Below are 19,659 nucleotides of genomic sequence, written 5' to 3'. Positions count from 1 at the left end.
TCAGCGGGCCGTCCCGCCCAGCGCGGCCAGAACCGGTGCCACGCCGTCCTCCTCGGCCAAGTGCCGTGACAGCGCACGGGCGCGGTCGCGGTGGCGGGGGTCGCGTGTGGCACGGCGCAGGGCGGAGGCGAGTGCGCCCGCGGACAGGCGCCGCAGCGGAAGCGCGCACGGCGCGGTGCCCAGGGCGACCAGCCGGTCCGCCCAGAAGCCGCCGTCGAACTGCACCGGCACCGGCACCGTGGGGACACCGGCGCGCAGCACGGCGGCGGTGGTGCCGGCACCCGCGTGGTGGACCACGGCGGCCACGCGCGGGAACAGCAGCGCGTGCGGGACGTCCCCGACGGTGATCACGTCGTCGGTCCGGGCGGTGAGGTTCGCCCAGCCCCGCTGGATCACCCCGCGCAGCCCCGCCTGACGCAGGGCCCGCACGATCTCGGCGCTGACCCGCCCGGGGTCCGGCACGGTCGCGCTGCCCAGCCCGACGAACACCGGTGCGGGCCCGGCGGTGAGGAACTCCTCCAGTTCGGCGGGCAGCCGGCGCGTGTCGTACGGCCACCAGTACCCGGCGAGGTCCAGGCCCGGCCGCCAGTCCCGGGGGCGGGGCACCACGTGTGCGCTGAATCCGTGCAGGACGGGCCAGTGGGCCCGCTCGTGGGCCCGGCGCAGCGCGGCCGGACTGCGCGGCCGCATGCCGTGCCGGGCGCGCAGCGCGCGCAGGGCCTCGGTGTGGACGCGGTCGATCGCGGCGGTGACGACCTGTCCGGCCAGGTGGTTGCCCACCGTCCCGAGCGAGCGTCCGCCCAGCATGGGCGCGCCGAACTCCCGTGTCGGATGCTGGGGTTGCAGGAACAGGCCCAGGCTGGGCAGGCGCAGTCCCTCGGCGATGGCCCGGCCCAGGGGTGCCACCGCGCCGGCGGCCAGGACGACATCGGCACCGCGGGCCGCCTCCACGAGGGCGTCGGTCATCTCCTCCGCGGCGGACCGGGCCATCGACGCCGCACGCCACAGCTTGCCGAGTCCCGTGCCGCTGGAGTGCAGGCCGCGGCCGCGATCGGAGTGCGACAGGGCGTGCGGGTCGACCGGGGTCGGGTGGAAGCGCACGCCCGAACCGGCGGTCAGGGGCGCGAAGAGGGCGTGCGTGGCGAGCGTGACGTCATGGCCGCCGCGCACCAGCCCGGCGCCCAGCCCGGTGTACGGTGCCACGTCCCCGCGCGATCCCGCTGTCATGATCAGCACTCGCATGGGCCCAGTCTGGACCGGCCGGAACGGCGACACGCGGTCCACGGCGGGACGCCCACGCAAACCGCCGGTGCGGGGGAAGACCGGGGCGCCCGGTTCACACCGGCGCGGGGGCGGCCGGGGCTCGCGTTCCCGCCGGTGCCGGAACGGCCGAGGCTCGCGTTCCCGCCGGCACGAGGACGGCGGAGGCTCGCGTTCCCGCCGGCCCGGGGGACGGCCGAGGCGCTCCGTTCACACCGATGCCGGGGCGGCGGGGGCTTGCGTTCACACCGACCCGGGGAACGGCGAGGCCCCGGCTCACACCCGTGCGGGGAGGCAGCCGGGGCTCGTTCACGCCGGTGCGGACGTGGCGGCGTCCGGGCCGCCGTCCAGGGCCGCGAGGAGCCCGGTGGCGGCCTCGCGCAGGCGCGGCGAGGCGTCCGCGGTGAGGGCCCTCAACCGCTCGCGCGCGGCGTCGGCGCCCGGTGGGAGGGCCCCGCCCGCGTCCACCCAGCGCCGCAGACCGCTCACGGCCTCGTAGCGCACCGGTTCGTGCGGGTCGTCCAGGCCCCGCAGGAAGCGCCGCAGATCGTGCCGGGTGTCTGCGTCGGCCGGGTCGTCGCCGTCGAGGAGCGACAGGGCGGCGGCCCGGACCTCGCCCGAAGGGGCGGTGTCCGCCAGCCGTCGTACGGCGGGGAGCGCCTGGGCCAGGCCCCAGAGCGCGTCGCGGGTGCGCCAGGTGTGCCGGGCGTCGGTCTCCAGGTGGGCCGAGAGGGCCCACGCCACCGGGTGGCGCTCCCAGGGCCGCAGTCCGTTCTCCACGAGGAGCTCCAGCCCGCCGAGGACCCCGGCGCGCACGTCGTCGTCGGGGTCGTCCAGGAGGGGCAGCAGGAGCCACACCGCGTCCCAGCGGCCACCGGCCCCGATCGCCGTGGCGCAGGCGGCCCGGGTGGCGGCGGGCAGCGTCGCGTCGGTCAGGGCCGTACGCAGGTGGGTGGCCGCCGGGCCGGTGTCCAGGGCACCCAGGACCTGTGCGGCGTGCGGTCCGGCGACGGGGTCGTGCAGCCACCGCACCGCCGGTCCGCCCAGGCGCTCGTCGGCCCGATCGCCCGGGAAACGGAGGAGAACGGCGGCGACCCGGGGGTCGCGCTCCCCGCGCAGGGCCGCCGCCCAGGTGTCCCGCACCTGCCGTTGTTCCAGGTGGCACAGGCGCCAGGCGGCCTGGATGCGCACCTCAGGGGACGGATCGCCCAGGCCGTCGAGGAGCGCGTCGAGGAGCCGTTCGGCGCACTCCCGGGGCAGCCGCTCCAGGACGCGCGCGCGGGCGGCGCCCCTGCCCTCGCGGGCGGTGCGGATCACCTCGGCGCGCACGTCCGGGTCGTCCTTGCAGGCGTGCAGAAGGGTGCCGGCCCTCCCCCACACGGCGCTGTCGGGATCGCCGAGCAGCGCGGTGAGGGCCGTGACGTCCCCCGGGACACCCAGGGCGGCCAGTCCTTCCAGGGCGAGGATCCGCACGTGGCGGTCGGGGTCGGACAGCAGCCGGGCGAAGGCCTCCACGACCGCCGGCCCGTCGAGCGCCAGCCGGGTCGCGGCGACACAGGCCCTGCGCCGCACGTCCGGATCCGCGTCTCCCATCAGACGCGGCAGGACCTCCCGGCCGGCCTGCGGGATCCCGAGCCGGCCGAGGGACCGGGCGGCGGCTGCGCGCACCTCGGGCGCGGGATCGGCGGCCGCCTCGACGAGCACGGGGACGTGCTCGGTACCGCCCCTGCGCCCCAGGCCCTTCAGCGCCGCCGCACGCCGCTCCGGTGCCGTCGCCGTCGACTCGCGCAGGAAGAAAGCGATCTGATGGTCCGCCCCCATGGTCGACACCCCCCTGAGGAATAGACCGTCGAGCGCCCCGAAGGTTGCTCCCGGCCACCTCGCCGGTCCGGGCGGCGACCGTCCGCCCGGACCGGGCGAGCGCCCGTCGCGCTAGGCGAACGGGCCGATCCCCGCCTGTCCGGCCCGGAGTTCGGAGCGGACCAGTTCGAGCAGGCGGCCGGTCCAGTTGCGGCCGCGGCCGCCGTTGTCGCCCCAGTGGCCGGAGTCGTGATCGTCGTAGACGAGGGTGGCGTCACCCGTGTCCAGGAGCACGCGCGCGAGGGCCGGGTGCTGGGTGTACTTGGCCCTCAGCAGGGCGGCCATGACGGCGGTCCTGGCCTGGTCCCACCCCTCACGCCGGGGGGCACCGGCCGCGGCGCGGTAAGCGGCGAACGCCCGGTCCGCGTCCCGCGCGGCGGCCCGGGCCGTGGCGTCGGACGTGGACAGGGCCCAGTAGGCGTGGGCGACCGAGGGGTAGGTGTCGCCGCCGACGAGGACGGGGGCGGGGTAGTCGTTGCGCAGGGCTTGCGTGCCCGGGTCGTCCGAGGGCTTGAGCGGGTACCTCTCGTAGAGGTGGAGGGCGGGGGCCGTCGGGGTCGCGGGCCCGTCCGCCGGGACCCGTGCGAGACGTTCGGCCCGCGACCGCTCCCGGTCCCGGAAGTAGGCGACCGCCTCGTCGTACTCCTCCTGGTCGACGGTTTCGCCGGGCGGGGACTCCAGTTCCCCGCCGGGCCCGGTGACCAGCACCTGCAGCGGCCGGTCCTTGCGGTCCATGTCGCCCAGCGCGTAGTGGCGCTGGGTCTCCGGGATGGCGTGGTAGGCGGCGCGGGCGATGGCCCGGTTCTCCTCGGTCGGTTCGGCGAGGAACGCGTCGACGGCGGCGAGGCAGCGGCCCGTCGAGTCCGGCCGGCCGTTGAGCTGGTCGATCGTGTCGCGGACCTCGGCGAGCAGCAGTTCGGGAGTGAGCCAGGTGTGGGGTTCGCTGAACTTCCACGCGGCCAGGTCGTGGGCGGAGGCCCGGGCGCCGTCCGGGAGTTCGGTGGCGACCCAGCCGGTGCGCAGCTTCCGCTCGAACTCCTCCAGGGTGACCAGGCCCCAGCAGTCGATCAGTCCGTCCGCGTAGATGAACAGGTCGGTGAGGAAGTAGTCGCCGTTGCGGATGAACGCGTGACGCCAGGTTCCGGGGACGCTTCTGCCGTCCGCGGTGCGGGAGGTGGTGCGGTTGCCGATCATTCAGGCCATTGTGGTGGAGCGGGCGATCACCGCAACACAATTGGAACGACGCCCGGTGCCGCGCGCACGGAGCCGGGGCCCTCGCCATGGCTCGGCGCGGGCCCCGGTTCCCGTCCCCGCGGTGGATCAGGACGCCTGGGCGCTCTGGTACAGGTTCTGCGCGTCCGCCCCGAAGTACGGGCCGTACATGGCGTTGGGCAGGAAGTTGTACTTGAAGCTGTTCACCGAGGACTGCAGGCCCGTGCCGGTGGCCTCGTCGAATTGGGTGAACCACGGGCCGCCGCTGGAGCCGCCGGTCATGTTGCAGGTCAGACCGTGGTCCGAGGAGAGCAGGAAGTCCCGGAAGGTGGTGCCGCTGCAGTAGACGAACTTCTCGCCGTCGTACGGGGCGGCGGCCGGGAAGCCGAAGGAGTACATGGCCTTGGAGTAGCCGGTGTTGAAGGCGAGCCCCTGGCCGCCGACGACGTCGGTGAGCCGTTTGCCGTCCAGCGGGGCGACGACGGCCGCGCCGATGTCGTAGTTGATGTCCTCGCCGGCCGTCCACTGCGGCGTCGACAGGGTCCTGGCCGCCGCCCAGGTGCCGTAGGGCCGCTGTCCGTCGTGGTAGCCGGGCACGAACACCCAGTTGGTGTGCCAGGCGCCCTGCATCTTCACGCAGTGGCCGGCGGTCAGCACGGTGCTCTTGTTGGCGCTGGTGACCGCGTTGCCGGAGCAGGAGGCGGTGCGGCCCTGGTAGGTGAAGAACACGCGTCCCGCCGTCCTGGTCACCGCTCCCCCGCCGGACCAGGGGCCGCCGCCGTGCGGGAACGCCAGCGGGCCGACGGCCAGGGCGGGTGCGCTGGGTGCCACGACGGTCGCCTCGCCCTGGCGCGGGGCAGCGGCCCGGACCTGCGAGCGGTCGACGGTCAGGACGTCGAGCGGGGTCGCCGCCCGCATCCGTTCCGGGGTCCAGAAGGCCAGGGCGCGTTCGCGCGCCGCGGGGGCCGCCACGCCGGGTTCCGGTGCCGCGCCCGCCGGTGCGGCGGTGACGCCGGCCGCCAGCAGCGCGGTGATGCCGGCGAGGGCGCCGAGGAGGGTGCGGCGCACGGGGGTGCCGCCGGACGTGCGGGCGCTTCGGGGTCTGCCTATCACGCGGTCTCCTTCTGCTGTGGGGGCCGGGCGGCGGCAACCGCCGCCCGGTCAGGCAGGGGTGTCACTGCGGACAGTCAGGGGCAGCGTGCCACCGGGAGACCGATATGGACAGGTGCATGTCATAACGATGACCGAAACGTCACGTACGCTCCGCCGCAAGCGCACACGGGCACAAGAAGACCCGGCCTCCTGCCGGAGACCGGGTCGCGGGGCAGCGCCGTGGGGTCAGAGGGCCGGGCCGGTGCCGCCGCCCGGCTGGATGCGGCCGCGCCAGGCACCGGACTCCGCACCGCGCTCCTCGATGTACTGCTTGAAGCGCTTCATGTCGCCCTTGACCCGGCGGTCGATGGTGCCCACCATGTCCGCGGCCTTCTCGGCCATCCCGCTGGGCTCGACCTCCATCACGAGCTCCACCCGCGTGTGGGTGTCATCCACGCGCTCGAAGCGGACGGAGCCCTTCTGGTTGACGTCTCCGCTGGTCGTACGCCAGGTGACGCGCTCGTCGGGCAGCTGGTCGACGATCTCGGTGTCGAACTCGCGCCGTACTCCGCCGACCTTCGTCGTCCAGTGGTTGTGGCGGTCGTCGATCTGCCTGACCTCCTCGACGCCCTCCATGAAGTGCGGGAACTCCTCGAACTGCGTCCACTGGTTGTAGGCGGTGTGCAGCGGGACCTCGACTTCCACGGTTTCCTTGACGGTGCTCATCTACCTGCCTCCGGTATTCACTGATCGACTGCGGGGAGGCCCGTCGGCCCACACACAGGTCCGGGCTCGTGGCGGCCGGGTACCCGGGATGACGCGGTTGCCACATCGTGGATGACCGGCAGCCGCCTCAAACATGGGCGTGTACTACGTGCTGGCGGCCCTGGCCGACTGGCGGGCCTTCTTCCGCTGGACCGTGCCGTTCCGGCTGCTGACCTGCACGGTCTTCATCGCCGCTGCGATCGGCGGCAGGGCACCGGACGTCTTCGCCGGTGTCGGGGTGTGGGAAGGCCTGGGGGCGCTGGCGACCGGGACGGCACTGCGGCTCGACCGCCGCCGGGCCGCGCCGCCCCGCCCCGCCGGCGGGTGACGGGCGACGCCCCGGCCGGGTCCCGTTCTCAGAAGCGGTGCTGCTGCTGCGGCTGCCCGTACGGCCGGCCGCCCGGGTCACCCGCGTCCTGGGCCCGCAGCCGCTCCGCCTGCTCCTCGGTCACCTTCTGTTCGGCGCCGCAGAAGGTGCACTGCGTCAGGTACTTCGTCGAGACGGGGAACAGCGGCACGAAGAACAGGGTGAACTTCGTGACGCGCTTGCGGAGCGTGTGCGCGGCGGGGTTGCCGCACCGGCCGCACACCAGCGTCAGTATCGCGAGCTGGTACAGGTATCCCTTGGTGCCGAAAATGATCACGTGACGGTCCTCCCGGGTCGGATCTTCCTCCAGTGTCCTGTATCGGGGACATGTCCGGTGCGTGGGCCCCTCGTTCGTGTGGAGAGCCCGGCGGGACTGGGCCAAGCGGGTGACAGCGGGCCGGGAGCCCCCGGGTGACGCCGGTACGGTGCCGCGGTGACCTCGATCTCAGCCGAAACTCAGCCCACGCACACCGACGACCTGGGCTCCCTCGTCGTCCTGTCCTGGCGGGGCACCACGCCCGAGGGTGTCGACGTCCCCTACCTCCTCGCCTGCCCCCTGGGCCCCGGCGCGAACGGTCCGGAGGCCACGGCGAAGGCCATCGAGCAGCTGCTGGGGAGCGCCGGGCTGCCCGTGGGCGAGGGACTCGTCGACGCCGCACAGCGGCCCGGTCTGCCGGTGAGCCTGCTCGTCGTGCCCGGGTCGGCGGTCCTGACCGTGCAGCATCTCAGGGCGCAGTTCGTGCCGCCGGAGAGCTGGCTGGAGGCGGTGGCCGCTCTCGGGTACGCCTACCTGATCTTCGCCACCCGGCCGTGGCCGGAGGGCACCGAGCCCGGTGACGTGCAGACGCTGGCCGCCTTCACGTCCGACCAGGACGTCCTCACCTCTGCGGTGCACGTGGTGCTGCCCGCCCGCAGCCTGCGCGGCTGACGGCGCCCGCGGCCCGGGTCACCCGGCGGTGGCCCGGGCCGCGGCACGTCCGCGGTCAGGCGGACAGGGCCGCCAGCACCACGCCCTTGGCCTCCTCCTGGACGCGGCGGAGGTGGTCGGGGCCGAGGAACGACTCCGCGTAGATCTTGTAGACGTCCTCCGTGCCGGACGGGCGGGCCGCGAACCAGGCGTTGTCCGTCGTCACCTTGATGCCACCGATGGGGGCGCCGTTGCCGGGGGCCTCGGTGAGCACCGCGGTGACCGCGTCACCGGCCAGGGTGTCGGCGCTGACCTGGGCCGGGGAGAGCTTGGCGAGCAGCGCCTTCTCCTCCCGGGTCGCCGGGGCGTCGATGCGCGCGTAGGCCGGCTCGCCGAAGCGGGCGGTCAGGCCCGCGTAGTGCTCGGACGGGGTCCTGCCGGTGACGGCGGTGATCTCGGAGGCGAGCAGCGCCAGCAGGATGCCGTCCTTGTCGGTGGTCCACACGGAGCCGTCGCGGCGCAGGAAGGACGCCCCGGCCGACTCCTCGCCGCCGAAGCCGATGGTGCCGCCGGCGAGCCCGTCGACGAACCACTTGAACCCGACCGGCACCTCGACCAGTTCACGGCCCAGGTCGGCGGCGACCCGGTCGATCATGGCGGAGGACACCAGCGTCTTGCCGACGCCGGTGGCGGCCGGCCAGTTCTCGCGGTGGGCGTACAGGTAGGAGATGGCGACCGCGAGGTAGTGGTTGGGGTTCATCAGGCCCGCGTCCGGGGTGACGATGCCGTGCCGGTCGGCGTCGGCGTCGTTGCCGGTGGCGATCTGGAACCGCTCCCGCTGCTCGATCAGCGACGCCATGGCGTACGGCGACGAGCAGTCCATGCGGATCTTGCCGTCCCAGTCCAGCGTCATGAAGCGCCACGTGGGGTCGGTGTGCGGGTTGACGACGGTGAGGTCGAGGCCGTGCTGCTCGGCGATGCGGCCCCAGTAGGCGACCGAGGCCCCGCCGAGCGGGTCGGCTCCGATGCGCACCCCGGCCGAGCGGACCGCGTCCAGGTCGAGGACGGAGGGCAGGTCGGCGACGTAGCTGCCGAGGAAGTCGTAGCGGCCCGTGGTGGGGGCGGCGAGGGCACGGGCGTGGGAGACGCGCCGTACGTCCTTCAGGCCGCCCCGGATGATCTCGTTCGCCCGGTCCTGGATCCAGGAGGTGGCGTCCGAGGCGGCGGGACCGCCGCTGGGCGGGTTGTACTTGAAGCCGCCGTCGGCGGGCGGGTTGTGGGAGGGGGTGACCACGACGCCGTCCGCCAGGCCGGTGGCGCGGCCGCGGTTGTGGGTGAGGATGGCGTGCGAGACGGCCGGGGTCGGCGTGTAGCCGTCCGCGGCGTCGATCAGCACCGTCACCTCGTTGGCGGCGAACACCTCGAGGGCCGTGACCCGCGCCGGCTCCGACAGGGCGTGGGTGTCGGCACCCAGGAACAGGGGGCCGTCGGTGCCCTGCTCGGCGCGGTATTCGCAGATGGCCTGGCTGGTCGCGGCGATGTGGTCGTCGTTGAACGCGCTCGCCAGCGACGATCCGCGGTGTCCGGAGGTCCCGAACGCCACGCGCTGCCCCGGGTCGTCGAGGTCGGGGTGGAGCGCGTAGTACGCGGTCACCAGCCGAGCGACGTCGACGAGATCCTCGGGTCCGGCCGGACTGCCCGCTCGCTCGTGCTGCATGGGCCCGCTCCTCCACATGGGTCGATCGTTCGTGTGCGGTCTCATCCTTCCCCGTCACGGCGGTGGCGCGCGAGAGGGGCACCCCGGTGAGGGCGGGATGTGCGCCATGCCACGCGCGCCGGGGACCGTCCCGGCCGCGCGCACGCGAGAGGGCGGCGCTACGGACCACCGGGACGCCCGGTGATGCGCCGCGCCGCCTGCTCCCTCGTGGCCGGCACGCCGCGCGTGCCGGCCGTGGTCAGATCCGGCCGCCGGTGAGCCGGGTGAGCGGGCCGTGCGCACCGCGCTCCGCGCGGCGGCCCACGGCGTACGACGCAGCGCTCAGGGCGGTCAGACCGGCGCCGACGCCCGCGGCGACGAGCTTGCGGTGGGCGATGACCGTCCAGGCCGTCTTCGCGGTGGCGGCGACGTGCCCCGAGGCGGTGACGACCGCCTGGCGGCTCGCCTCGACGCCCTTGGCGGCCGTCCGGGCGGCCGTCTTCGCCGTCTCCGTGGAGCGCTCCACGCCGGACTTGGCGGCTGACGTGGCGTCACCGGCCTTGTCCGCGGCGCCCTTGGCCGCCTGGGAGGCGGACGCGGACGCCTTGTCGGCCGTGCCACGGGCCTTGGACTGCGCCGTCCGGACGGTGGTCGCCTTCTGATTCGTGCGCTTGTTCTCTTCAGTCATGTGACACCGCTTTGCCTCTGACTCCGGCGCCAAACACGTTCGGTCGCGCACCGACCGGGCGGCGGGTGCCTGAGCACGGCTTGGAGGGGGTAGGCGAGTGGCAGACACCCATCACGTCGATCACGAAGGACGGTGCGTCATGGCCGGAATGCTGAACCGGATCAAGGAGTTCGCCCGGAGCCCGCAGGGACGCCGGGCCGTGGAACAGGCCCGCCGCGCGGCGGCCGACCCCCGCAAGCGGGCCGAGGCGCAGCGTCTGCTCGGCAAGCTCCGCGGCCGCCGCCACTGACCCGGAGGCCGACTCCTCCTGTTGTCCAACTCCCAACCCCCACAGGTGTGTTCGTGTCCGTTTCGGGCACCTGGGTCGCATCACACACCTGAGAGGAGCTGGTTCGATGGGCAGCACAGGCAACGGCGGGAAGCTCTGCGCCTTAGGTGTCGCCGGGGTCCTGGCCGGCACCGTGCTGGTCGGCTGCGGTGACGGTGACACGAAGCAGGAGGCGGGTGCCTCCTCGGCGAAGACGAGTGCCGGGGCCGAGGAGCGGGGCACGCGGGCGGTGCGCTCGGCCTACGACAGGACCGCCGAGGAGGACACCGCGAAGGTCGCCCTGCGGGTGCAGACCTCGGCCCAGGGCCGCTCGGAGACCGCGAAGGGGCAGGGCGTCGTCGACCTGGAGGACGGCGACAGCGTCATGACGCTCACGGCGCAGGGGCAGCGGATCGAGCAGCGGGTGATCGACCAGGTGCTCTACCAGAAGCTGCCGAAGGGGCAGGCCCCGGGCGGCAAGCCGTGGATCAGGATCGACCTGGGGAAGGTCGCCGAACGCCAGGGCGCCGGCGACCGGAACATGAGCGACCCGGCGCAGTCCGCCGCGTACGCCAAGGCCATCACCGACCGGGACGTCACCGAGAAGGGCACGGCCACGATCGGCGGCGTGCGGACCACGCGGTACCGCGTCAGCGTCGACGTCGCCGAGCTGCCGAACGGCGACACCCTGCGCAAGCAGGTCGGCCCGACCCTGCCGATGGACGTGTGGCTGGACGACGAGGGCCGGCTGCGCCGGCAGCAGCTCGACATGACCGTCAAGGCGCCGCAGTCCTCGGAGCGGTCCGCGAGCACCGCCTCGTCCGCGCCCGGGAAGGTCACGGTGCGCACGGTGATGGACTTCACCGGCTTCGGCACCGAGGTCGAGGCCGAGGCGCCGCCGTCCGGGCAGGTCACCGACATGACCGGCAAGGCCCTGGAGCAGGGCAAGGGCAAGCGGCAGAGCTGACCGGGTTCATCGCGCGTCAGGGCCGCGGAGCCGCCGTACGAGGTCGCCCGCGGCCGCCGGCCAGTCCGGGTGGCCGAAGGTGAAGCCCGCTTCGAGGAGGCGGCCGGGGACCACGCGGCGGCTCTTCAGCAGCAGCTCGGTGTCCGAGCGCAGGACGAAGGCTCCGGCCTCGGCCATCCAGCGTGTCGCGGGCAGGCCCACCGGCACGCCCCACGCGGCGCGCAGGTGCCGCATGAAGACGCGCTGCGGCAGGGGCCCGGGCGCGGCGAGGTTCACCGGTCCGGCGATGTCCTCCCGGGCCACGAGGAACTCGACCGCGCGGACGAAGTCCCGGTCGTGGATCCAGGACACGTACTGCGCGCCGCCGGCGACCGGGCCGCCGAGGCCGAGGCGGGCCATCCTGAGCAGCACATCGAAGACGCCGCCCCGGTCGGGGCTCATCACCATGGCGGCGCGCAGGGCCACCTTGCGGGTGTGCGGGGTGGCGGCCGCCTCCTGGGCGCGCTCCCAGGCCTTGGCGATGTCGACGCTGTACGACCAGTAGCCGGGGGCGCCGGGTTCACCTCCGCCGATCACGCCCGTGGCCTCGTCGTTCGGGGCGTCGAAGCGGTGGGCGTAGACGGTCGCGGTGCTCATCTGCAGCCAGACTCCCGGCGGCCGGGCCGCGGACGCGATCGCCTCGCCCACGACCCGGGTGGAGTCCACCCGCGAGTCCATCATCCGGCGCAGGTTGCCGGGCGTGTACCGGCAGTTCACGCTCCGCCCGGCGAGGTTGACCACGACGTCGCTGCCGTCCACCTCCTCGGCCCAGCGGCCGAGGGTCGCGCCGTCCCAGTACACCTCCCCCTCGCGCGCCGGGCGCCGGCTGAGCACCACGACCTCGTGTCCGGCCGCGCTCAGCGCGCGCCGCAGAACCGTTCCGACCTGTCCGGTGCCACCGGGCATCACGAATTTCACGCAGGCCTCCCCCATCGACGTGTGAGCGTGACTCTAGCCGACATTTGAACGCGTTCAAAACATGGGGTGCTGCGGGCCCCGCCCGTGGCGGATGCCCCGTCGGGCAAGATGGGCCCATGAGCGTAGTGAAGATCAACGTGCTGACCGTGCCCGCCGAGCAGCGGGAGACGCTGGAGAAGCGCTTCGCCTCCCGCGCGCACGCCGTGGAGAACTCCGACGGGTTCGAGTGGTTCGAGCTCCTCCGTCCCGTGGAGGGCACCGACACCTACCTCGTCTACACGCGCTGGCGTGACGAGGAGTCGTTCCAGGCCTGGATGGAGGGGCCGATGAAGGCCGCCCACCAGGGCGGCGGCGAGGGCGGCGAGCGGCCCAGGCCCGCGGCGAGCGATGCGACCCTGTGGTCCTTCGAGGTCGTGCAGCAGGCCGGGCCGAAGGGCGCCTAGCCCCCGGCGGACGACGCGCCGGTTCCCCGTACCGACGACGCGCCGGTTCCCCGTACCGACGACGCGCCGGTTCCCCGTACCGACGACGCGCCGAGTCCCCCGCACCGACGGCGCGGGGGACTCGGCGCACGCGGGCCCGTGCGGGTGTTCAGCCTTGGCGGGAGCGGCCGGGCGCGGCGGTGCGGCCGACCGCGGCGGCCAGTTTGCGCAGCCGGCGCCAGTCCAGCCGCGGGGGCGCCTCGGGGACCCCGGGCCGGTCGCGCGGCACCCGCACGCGCAGGGCGCGCCGGGCGATGCGGCAGTGCACGGGAGCGGCCATGGTGAGCGCCTCACCGTCGAGGCCGACCTCCAGCAGCGGTTCGTCGGCCTGGACGACGACGTGCTGGGCGGTGAGCACGGTGAGCCCCTCGGGCCGCGGGGACAGCAGGAGTTCGGCGGCCTCGACGGCGCTGTCGACGCGGACGGCGAGGACGCCCAGCCGCCCGGAGTTGAGCCGCTCGCGACGGCCGAACCCGAACGGGTCGTCCATGCGGTAGGCGTTGTTGCTGACCAGGATCGCCTGCGGGTCGGCGATGGCGGTGCCGTCGGCGACCGCGGTCAGACGCGGACCGCTCTGCCGGGTGAGCAGCTCGGGAAGCCGCTCCAGCGCCGCGCCCACCTTGTCCTCGCGGTAGCCGGGGCTCTGGACGACGGCCCCGTACACGCCGAAGGAGGCGTTGTTGACGAAGGGGCGGTCGTCGGCGAAGCCGAGGTCGACGCGGAGTTCCACACCGTCGGTGAGGGCGTCGAGGCAGGCGGCCGGGTCGTCCCGGTCCAGGCCCAGGTCCATGGCGAAGTGGTTGCGGGTGCCCGCCGCGATCACGAGGAACGGCAGACCGTGCTCGGCCGCGACGGCGGCGACCAGCGCCTGGGTGCCGTCGCCGCCCGCCACACCGAGCAGGTCGGCCCCGTCGGCCACCGCCGCCCGGGCGAGGGCGGTGACGTCCTGGCGCCGGTCCGGGTCGAGCAGGACCACCCGGGCGCCCAGCGCCTCGGCCTTCTCCTTCAGCTGGAACCGCTCGACCTTGCCGCCGCCCGAACGCGGATTGAGCAGCAGGAAGGGGCGCCGCGGCGGCGGGGTGCGGTACTCCTTGACCCGCACCGGCCTCAGGCCCGTGCTGCGCAGCGCGTAGCGGCCGCTCCAGACCGCCGCGCACCACAGCAGCAGCGACAGGAAGACCACCCAGAGCAGGTTGGCGGTGGCGAAGAGGGTGATGGTGGCGACGGGCGCGACCAGGGCCAGGGTGGCGGCGGCCATGCGGACCGCTCCGCGCCGGGAGAGCACCCACCACAGGGCGGCCGCCGTCAGGGCGAGGCCCGCCAGCGCGGCCACGAGCAGCAGCAGCCCCCGCAGGCCGCCGGAGACGAGGGGCAGCAGCGCCGCCGAGGCGGCCGCGGCCAGGGCTCCCCTGGCGGCCCATCGCTGGCGGCGGTGGTGCCGTTCGCTCATCGCCGATCCCATCTCGTTCCTCCGCTCGAAGGCCGGCGCGGACCGGTCGTCCCCGCCGCGCCCGGCCGTGACCATCGTGCCCGCCGACGGCCGGGCCCGGCCACCGCCGCCCAGATGGCTCCCCCGCCGACGGGCACGTCAGACGCGAAGATCCCCCGGGGCGGAGCCATCGGTAGCGTACGCGGCTCCCGGAGCGCGGCCCCGCGCACCGGGGCACGCCGTCCCCCTCCTCGCCGGCGCCTGAGGCGCGCCCCCCTTGACCGGCGCCTTCGACGAGCCGGCCGGCATCCGCGCGCCGAAGCCCGGTGAGGTGCTGAGCACCGGCGGCCGGCCCTCCTTCCGGGGGCAGCGCTTTCCGTCGCGCGTTCCCGAGCCGGCCGGCGCGTGGGACGAATCGGCCCACCGGGGGTTGACGGGGCGCGACGGGCTCGGCCTACTGGAAGGCGCAGCCGGCCGTGTCGGGGGGCGTGGTCCGGTGCCGGCCCCGAGGGCCGTGGTCACTGCCTGCTCCCCCTCTACGCGGGTCAGGGGTCCGATGGCGCGGCGACGGTGGGCGGTGGGAGCGGGACTTCTGGCCTGCCTGCTGATGCTGCACCTGATCCTGCCGGGGCCGGCCGGTGACGGACGCGTGCCCGTCACCTTCACGGCGGCGGACACCGAGCGGCCGGACGCGTCGCCCGGCGATGAGGCCGAAGCGGCCGGGGAGCCGTGCCCGTGCGAGGAGGACCCCTCGGTCCGGCGGTCCGTCGCCCGCACCCCGCGGCCCGCGGGGGCGGCCGGGGCGGCAGCCGTGACGGCCGCAGCCCCCCGGGCCGACCGGGGCGGGAGCGGACTCGCGGCGGTCACGGGGCGGTGCCCGGTGCCGGACGCGGCGGTGCCCGACGCCGTCGAACTGCGGGCGTTCCGCTGCTGAGAACGGCGGTACCGAGCGAGGCCTGCGCCGTGCGGCCCGCGTACCGCCGGGTGTTCCCGACACGGTGAGGTGCGGGCCTTCGCGTGTCCCCATGCCCGATGACACAGGAGGCAGAGTTGCCCGGAAAGCGCGTTCTCGTTCTGCGGCCGGACGAACTGGGCCCGGACGACCTGAAGATGTGGCGGGAGATCCGCACGGAGTCGGGAGCCCCGGCGAACCCCTTCCTCGACCCGCGGTTCACCGCGGCCGTGGGGCGGGTCAGGCCGGGAGCCAGAGTGGCGGTGCTGCACGAGGACGGCACACCCGTCGGGTACTTCCCGTACGAGAGGGGCCGTCTGGGGCGGGGCCGGGCCATCGGGCTCGGGGTGTCGGACAGTCAGGGGGCCGTGCTGCGGCCGGGGATCCGTCTCGACGCCCGGCGGCTGTTACGGGCCTGCGGGCTGTCGTCCTGGGAGTTCGACAACCTGGAAGCCGGTCAGGACGCGTTCGCCGCGCACGCCGCCGAGGAACTCGCCTCCCCCGTGGTCGACATCGGCGAGGGCTTCGAGCGGTACGCGGAGCGGCTGCGGGCGACCTCGCCCGGTTTCCTCAGACAGACCCTCGCCAAGGAACGCCGGCTGGCCAGGCGGGTGGGCGCGGTGCGGTTCGTGTACGACGCCCGGGATCCCGGGGCCCTGCGGGCGCTGATGGAGTGGAAGTCGGCGCAGTACCGGCGCACGGGCCGGCGGGACCGGTTCGCGCAGGAGTGGATCACGCGGCTGGTGGGGCTGCTGGGCGAGAGCGAGGAGCCGGAGTGCCGCGGTGTGCTGTCCGTGCTGTACGCCGCGGACCGGCCCGTCGCCGCGCACTTCGGGCTGCGGTCGCGCACGGTGCTGTCCTGGTGGTTCCCGGCGTACGACCGCGCCTACGCCAAGTACTCACCCGGGCTGGTGCTGCACTTGCGGATGCTGCGGGCCGCGGCGGCCGACGGGATCGGGACCGTCGACCTGGGCAGCGGGCCCGCCCGCTACAAGGACTCGCTCAAGACCCGTGATCTGCGGGTCTACGAGGGAGCCGTGGTACGGCCGGTGCCGGGCGGCGCCGTCCACTGGCTGGGCCGGGAACCGGCCCGTGCCGCCCGGCGCTTCGTGCGCAACCGCCCGCGCCTGGCGAACGCGGCGGCGCGCGGCCTGGAGGAACTGGGACGGCTCCGCGACCGCTGAGGCCCCGGCGCCCCGGCCCGGCCGGGCCGGGGCGCCCCTGCGCGCGGGGGCTTCCCGACCGCCGGGTGAGGGCCCGCACAGCGGGCAGAGGCACGAGGCACCGGCCGGCGCCGTGCGTGGGCGCGCCCGGTCACGGGCAACCGGCCGGGCCGTGCGTGGGTGCGCCCGGCTCCGGGGAGCCGGGCGCGGGGTGGGTCAGCGCGTGGCGGTCCAGCTGTGGGCGACGTCCACGATGACGCGGTCGTCGAGCCGCAGCACCCGGAAGGGCAGCCGGGCGCGGACGCCGAGGCCGATCTGGGTGTCGCCCTCGAAGCTGCCGGCGAACCGGGTGTCCCGGAAGGTGCGGTAGCCGGTGAGGTCGACCCCCGGCAGCGGACGCGCCACCCGGCCGGGATACGTGGGGGCACCGGTCTCCGAGTCGTAGGCGGGTGCGGTCACGCGGACCTCCAGGACCGCGCCGCCGGCCACCGGGATGTGCCGGCCGGAGCCGTCCTGGTACAGCCGGTCGACGTACTGGACGGTGAAGCCGGTCCCGGTGCCCGCGCCGGGCACGTCCACGACCATCCGGTCGAAGCAGGCGTGCCGGCCGGTCCTGACGTTCGCCAGCGACGCCTGCGCGGTGCCGACGGCGGTCTTGGGGAGGCTCCCCCAGCCGGTCGGACACGTCGTGACCTGCGTCGTGGCCCGCAGGCCCGCCTCCGGCGCGGCGCCGGCCGGGACCGCCGCCGCGCCCACCACGGCGCCCGCGAGCGCGAGCGTCGCGCATGCTCTGCTGATTCGTATTCCTGCCATGGCCGCCCCCGAGGCGTGTGTGCGGGTGATACCGGGTGAGACGACCGGCTTGGCCGAAAGGTTGCGCTTGCCGCGCCGGAGCGCCGACCATGGCACATCCTGGTGGGGAGTGATGGGTGTCCGGTGCGTCCGTACCGGGAGGACGCGAGATGGATGAGGCAACCGCCGTACCCGACGGGCCCGGGTCGTCCGGGCGCCGGGACGGCGGCGGTGCCGGCCGGGGCCGCACCGGCGAGACGGGGTGGATCGAGGACACGCTGACCACCCCGCTGGTCGAGGCCGTCCGGGACCTCGACGGCTACGGCGGGCTGATCTACCTGCGCTCCCCCGACCGGCGCTCGCTCGTGCTGGCGATGGTCACCGGCGTGCCGAGGTCGCTGCTCAAGAGCTGGTGGCGGGTACCGGTCGGCGGCGCCGTGCCCATGGCGGAGGCCTACCGGCGCGACGAGACGCTGTGGCTGCCCGACGAGCGCGCCACCATGGTGCGCTTCCCGCACTTCACCGCCGGACTGCCCTACTCGTTCGGCTCCGCCTATCAGCCCCTCCGGGCCGGTGACGAGACCGTGGGCGTGCTGGTCGTCCTGCGCTCGGCGGCCCGGGCACCGATGGACGCGGAGGCGGTGGGCCGAGCGCTGCGGCCCGCGCGGCGGCGGCTGGCCGACCGTCTGGGACGTCTGACCGCCGGCCGGTCCGCCCCGGCGTCCCCCGCGGGCGGGATCGCGTACGACGACGAGCCCGTCACCGTGCGGCTGCCCACGCCCGCCGTCCATCCCGTCCGGGTCGGGCTGCTCGACTGGGACCTGGACACCGACCGGTGCGCCGCGGACGACGACGCCCTGGCCCTGCTGGGCATCGGCCGCGCCGGGTTCGGCGGCACCATCGCGGAGATCGAGGCCCGGGTCAGCCCGGACGACCTGCACGAACTGCGGGCGAGCCGGAGCGACGCACTCGCCCACGGCCGGGTGAGGTCCCGGCACTTCCGGGCGCGGGACGACTCCGCCGGCACCGGCGAGATCGGCTACCGCCCCGTCGAACTGTGGGGACACCTGGTGCGGGGAGCCGACGACTCCCGGCGGATCCTGGTCTGCGCCCTCGTCGACGCCACCGTCGGGCTCACCGCGGCCGAGGCCGCCGAGCGGCTGCCCGACGCGCTCTTCTCCCTGGACCAGGACGGCCGGCTGACCTACCTCAACCGGCGCAGCGAGGAACTGCTGGGCTGTGGCCGGGAGGAGCTGCTGGGCCGTTACCCGTGGGAGGTGATCACCTGGCTCCGGGACCCGGCGTACGAGGACCGCTACCGCGCGGCGATGCTGTCGCAGGAGCAGGTGTCCTTCCTCGTCCGGCATCCGGCCGGGAACCGGCTGAGCTTCGTGCTGTACCCGGACGTGCACGGCCTGACCGGCCGGGTGTACCCGGCGGTGCGGCCGCCCGGTGACGAGCCGGCCGGCGAGGAGGAGTCCGGACCGGGCGCCGTACCGCAGGGCGTGGCCGTGGCGCCGCCGGGACCGGTGGCCGAGGCGCGGGCGGGGGCGCTCTACCACGTGGTGCAGATGGCGAGCGTGCTCACGGAGGCGGTGACCGTGCGGGACGTGTGCCGGGCGGTGTCGGAGCAGCTGCTGCCCGCGTTCGGCGTGCGGGAGCTGGCCCTGTACACCGTGCGCGAGGGGCGCATGTACCTGCTGTGGGAGTCGGGCTACCCGGAGGGCTTCCTCACCCAGTTCGAGGGCATCGGCCTCGACACGCGGCTGCCGGGCGTGCACGCGCTGACCACGCGGCTGCCCCTGTTCTTCGAGTCGCCCGAGGACCTCTCCAAGGCCTACCCGGGCATCACCCTGGACCGGATGAGCGCCTGGTCGTTCCTGCCGCTGATCGCCTCCGGCCATCCCGTCGGCTCCTGCATCCTCGGCTGGGACACCCCGCACCGCTTCACGGCCGACGAACGCTCGGCCCTCACCGCGCTGAGCGGTCTCGCCGCACAGGCCCTGGAGCGGGCGCGCCTGTACGACGCGGAGTCCGCCGTCGCCCGCGGTCTCCAGGAGGGCCTGCTGCCGCACCGGCTGCCCGCGGTGGAGGGGCTGCGCACGGCGGGCCGGTACCTGCCCGGCACGCAGGGCATGGCCATCGGCGGCGACTGGTACGACGTGATCACCACGGGGCGCGGGGTGGCTCTGGTCATCGGGGACGTCGAGGGTCACAGCGTCGGAGCGGCCGCCGTGATGGGGCAGTTGCGCAGTGCCGTGCACGCCTTCGCGGCCAGCGAGCGCCCGCCGCAGGAGGTCGTCACGCACACCAACCGGCTGCTGTCCGAGCTGGAGGCCGACGCCTTCGCCACCTGCTGCTACATCGAGCTGGATCCGCGGACGGGACGGGCCTACGCGGTCCGGGCGGGCCATCCGCCGCCGTTGCTGCGCCACCCCGACGGGCACGCCGAGACCCTGGATCTCGCGGGCGGCGTGATGCTGGGCGTGCAGCCCGACGCGGTGTATCCCGTCACCGCGCTCACCCTGGACCCGGGCAGCGTCCTCGTGCTGTACACCGACGGGCTCGTGGAGCGGCCGGGGAGCGACATCGAGACGGGTATCGACCGGGTCCGCCGGTGCCTGGCCGACACCCCGGCGGACCCGGTGGAGCAGCTCGCCGACCGGCTGGTGGGGACGGCCCGGCGCGCCCGGGAGCGGCCGGACGACGTGGCGCTGCTGCTCACGGCGTACCGCTGACCCGGGCCCCGCTCACGGTCCCCCG

18 protein-coding genes and 1 pseudogene are annotated in these 19,659 nt (G+C 74.9%); 8 read left to right on the top strand and 11 right to left on the bottom strand.

Translation table 11 applies throughout. The annotated features are described in order from the left end of the window. The 5 genes from ACF07N_RS03625 to ACF07N_RS03605 form a co-directional block, all read right to left on the bottom strand. The gene (locus tag ACF07N_RS03625) at positions 1–1,242 is read right to left on the bottom strand and encodes a glycosyltransferase (protein WP_392107816.1); all 1,242 of its coding nucleotides are present in this window, start codon (positions 1,240–1,242) and stop codon (positions 1–3) included. A 327-nt stretch (positions 1,243–1,569) separates the two neighbouring features. Further along, positions 1,570–3,081, bottom strand: coding sequence for a HEAT repeat domain-containing protein (locus tag ACF07N_RS03620; protein WP_392107813.1), 1,512 nt, complete (start codon positions 3,079–3,081; stop codon positions 1,570–1,572). A gap of 111 nt (positions 3,082–3,192) precedes the next feature. Further along, entirely contained in the window at positions 3,193–4,314 is a 1,122-nt protein-coding gene (locus tag ACF07N_RS03615; protein WP_392107810.1) for an NADAR family protein, read from the bottom strand. 126 nt (positions 4,315–4,440) lie between these two features. After that, complete coding sequence (locus ACF07N_RS03610) at positions 4,441–5,445, bottom strand: trypsin-like serine peptidase (protein ID WP_392107807.1); 1,005 nt, start codon at positions 5,443–5,445, stop codon at positions 4,441–4,443. A 225-nt stretch (positions 5,446–5,670) separates the two neighbouring features. Further along, entirely contained in the window at positions 5,671–6,150 is a 480-nt protein-coding gene (locus tag ACF07N_RS03605) for an SRPBCC family protein (protein WP_383343678.1), read from the bottom strand. 121 nt (positions 6,151–6,271) lie between these two features. Between ACF07N_RS03605 and ACF07N_RS03600 the strand changes: the two are divergent. Beyond that, positions 6,272–6,517: pseudogene (locus tag ACF07N_RS03600) on the top strand (hypothetical protein); the annotation flags it as partial. Between the two features lie 28 nt (positions 6,518–6,545). On the opposite strand, the gene ACF07N_RS03595 reads toward ACF07N_RS03600, so the two are convergent. Then, positions 6,546–6,833 (bottom strand): zinc-ribbon domain-containing protein, encoded by a 288-nt coding sequence (locus ACF07N_RS03595; RefSeq protein ID WP_392107804.1) that lies wholly within the window; start codon positions 6,831–6,833, stop codon positions 6,546–6,548. A 156-nt stretch (positions 6,834–6,989) separates the two neighbouring features. Here ACF07N_RS03595 and ACF07N_RS03590 point away from each other — a divergent pair, with 156 nt between their 5' ends. After that, entirely contained in the window at positions 6,990–7,484 is a 495-nt protein-coding gene (locus ACF07N_RS03590; RefSeq protein WP_383335477.1) for a DUF5949 family protein, read from the top strand. A gap of 55 nt (positions 7,485–7,539) precedes the next feature. Here ACF07N_RS03590 and pgm read toward each other — a convergent pair whose 3' ends face one another. Both pgm and ACF07N_RS03580 read right to left on the bottom strand, forming a co-directional pair. Beyond that, on the bottom strand, positions 7,540–9,180 hold the full coding sequence (gene pgm, locus ACF07N_RS03585) for a phosphoglucomutase (alpha-D-glucose-1,6-bisphosphate-dependent) (RefSeq protein ID WP_392107801.1): 1,641 nt from the start codon (positions 9,178–9,180) through the stop codon (positions 7,540–7,542). A 238-nt stretch (positions 9,181–9,418) separates the two neighbouring features. Further along, a complete protein-coding gene (locus ACF07N_RS03580) occupies positions 9,419–9,847 on the bottom strand; it encodes a hypothetical protein (protein ID WP_383335475.1) in 429 nt (142 codons plus the stop codon). Between the two features lie 139 nt (positions 9,848–9,986). Here ACF07N_RS03580 and ACF07N_RS03575 point away from each other — a divergent pair, with 139 nt between their 5' ends. Both ACF07N_RS03575 and ACF07N_RS03570 read left to right on the top strand, forming a co-directional pair. Then, positions 9,987–10,136 (top strand): hypothetical protein, encoded by a 150-nt coding sequence (locus ACF07N_RS03575; RefSeq protein ID WP_383335474.1) that lies wholly within the window; start codon positions 9,987–9,989, stop codon positions 10,134–10,136. A 106-nt stretch (positions 10,137–10,242) separates the two neighbouring features. Beyond that, entirely contained in the window at positions 10,243–11,121 is an 879-nt protein-coding gene (locus ACF07N_RS03570) for a hypothetical protein (RefSeq protein ID WP_392107797.1), read from the top strand. A gap of 6 nt (positions 11,122–11,127) precedes the next feature. Here the strand turns inward: ACF07N_RS03570 and ACF07N_RS03565 are convergent, their stop codons facing one another. Further along, positions 11,128–12,078, bottom strand: a complete 951-nt coding sequence (locus ACF07N_RS03565; protein ID WP_392107795.1) for an epimerase — start codon at positions 12,076–12,078, stop codon at positions 11,128–11,130. A 116-nt stretch (positions 12,079–12,194) separates the two neighbouring features. Between ACF07N_RS03565 and ACF07N_RS03560 the strand changes: the two genes are divergently transcribed. After that, entirely contained in the window at positions 12,195–12,521 is a 327-nt protein-coding gene (locus ACF07N_RS03560; RefSeq protein ID WP_383335471.1) for an antibiotic biosynthesis monooxygenase family protein, read from the top strand. Between the two features lie 148 nt (positions 12,522–12,669). Here ACF07N_RS03560 and ACF07N_RS03555 read toward each other — a convergent pair whose 3' ends face one another. Then, on the bottom strand, positions 12,670–14,022 hold the full coding sequence (locus ACF07N_RS03555; protein ID WP_383335470.1) for a diacylglycerol/lipid kinase family protein: 1,353 nt from the start codon (positions 14,020–14,022) through the stop codon (positions 12,670–12,672). A gap of 544 nt (positions 14,023–14,566) precedes the next feature. On the opposite strand from ACF07N_RS03555, the gene ACF07N_RS03550 reads away from it, so the two are divergent. After that, positions 14,567–14,923, top strand: a complete 357-nt coding sequence (locus ACF07N_RS03550; RefSeq protein WP_392107791.1) for a hypothetical protein — start codon at positions 14,567–14,569, stop codon at positions 14,921–14,923. A 98-nt stretch (positions 14,924–15,021) separates the two neighbouring features. Next, positions 15,022–16,125 (top strand): GNAT family N-acetyltransferase, encoded by a 1,104-nt coding sequence (locus tag ACF07N_RS03545; protein WP_392107788.1) that lies wholly within the window; start codon positions 15,022–15,024, stop codon positions 16,123–16,125. Positions 16,126–16,320: 195 nt separating this feature from the next. On the opposite strand, the gene ACF07N_RS03540 is transcribed toward ACF07N_RS03545, so the two are convergent. Then, on the bottom strand, positions 16,321–16,917 hold the full coding sequence (locus ACF07N_RS03540; RefSeq protein WP_392107785.1) for a hypothetical protein: 597 nt from the start codon (positions 16,915–16,917) through the stop codon (positions 16,321–16,323). Between the two features lie 149 nt (positions 16,918–17,066). Between ACF07N_RS03540 and ACF07N_RS03535 the strand changes: the two genes are divergently transcribed. Then, positions 17,067–19,634, top strand: a complete 2,568-nt coding sequence (locus ACF07N_RS03535) for a SpoIIE family protein phosphatase (protein ID WP_392107782.1) — start codon at positions 17,067–17,069, stop codon at positions 19,632–19,634. Positions 19,635–19,659 lie beyond the last annotated feature (25 nt).

Origin of the sequence: Streptomyces sp. NPDC015242, from assembly GCF_043079125.1 — a bacterium.
Taxonomy (GTDB): Bacteria; Actinomycetota; Actinomycetes; order Streptomycetales; family Streptomycetaceae; genus Streptomyces.
This window is presented reverse-complemented; position numbering and strand designations above follow the sequence as displayed.

What these genes read in the sequence shown, in the direction of transcription:
- ACF07N_RS03625 (WP_392107816.1), bottom strand. Translation starts at nt 1,242, where the DNA reads ATGCGAGTGCTGATCATGACAGCGGGATCGCGCGGGGACGTGGCACCG.
- ACF07N_RS03620 (WP_392107813.1), bottom strand. Translation starts at nt 3,081, where the DNA reads ATGGGGGCGGACCATCAGATCGCTTTCTTCCTGCGCGAGTCGACGGCG.
- ACF07N_RS03615 (WP_392107810.1), bottom strand. Translation starts at nt 4,314, where the DNA reads ATGATCGGCAACCGCACCACCTCCCGCACCGCGGACGGCAGAAGCGTC.
- ACF07N_RS03605 (WP_383343678.1), bottom strand. Translation starts at nt 6,150, where the DNA reads ATGAGCACCGTCAAGGAAACCGTGGAAGTCGAGGTCCCGCTGCACACC.
- pgm (WP_392107801.1), bottom strand. Translation starts at nt 9,180, where the DNA reads ATGCAGCACGAGCGAGCGGGCAGTCCGGCCGGACCCGAGGATCTCGTC.
- ACF07N_RS03580 (WP_383335475.1), bottom strand. Translation starts at nt 9,847, where the DNA reads ATGACTGAAGAGAACAAGCGCACGAATCAGAAGGCGACCACCGTCCGG.
- ACF07N_RS03575 (WP_383335474.1), top strand. Translation starts at nt 9,987, where the DNA reads ATGGCCGGAATGCTGAACCGGATCAAGGAGTTCGCCCGGAGCCCGCAG.
- ACF07N_RS03570 (WP_392107797.1), top strand. Translation starts at nt 10,243, where the DNA reads ATGGGCAGCACAGGCAACGGCGGGAAGCTCTGCGCCTTAGGTGTCGCC.
- ACF07N_RS03560 (WP_383335471.1), top strand. Translation starts at nt 12,195, where the DNA reads ATGAGCGTAGTGAAGATCAACGTGCTGACCGTGCCCGCCGAGCAGCGG.
- ACF07N_RS03555 (WP_383335470.1), bottom strand. Translation starts at nt 14,022, where the DNA reads ATGGGATCGGCGATGAGCGAACGGCACCACCGCCGCCAGCGATGGGCC.
- ACF07N_RS03545 (WP_392107788.1), top strand. Translation starts at nt 15,022, where the DNA reads ATGACACAGGAGGCAGAGTTGCCCGGAAAGCGCGTTCTCGTTCTGCGG.
- ACF07N_RS03540 (WP_392107785.1), bottom strand. Translation starts at nt 16,917, where the DNA reads ATGGCAGGAATACGAATCAGCAGAGCATGCGCGACGCTCGCGCTCGCG.
- ACF07N_RS03535 (WP_392107782.1), top strand. Translation starts at nt 17,067, where the DNA reads ATGGATGAGGCAACCGCCGTACCCGACGGGCCCGGGTCGTCCGGGCGC.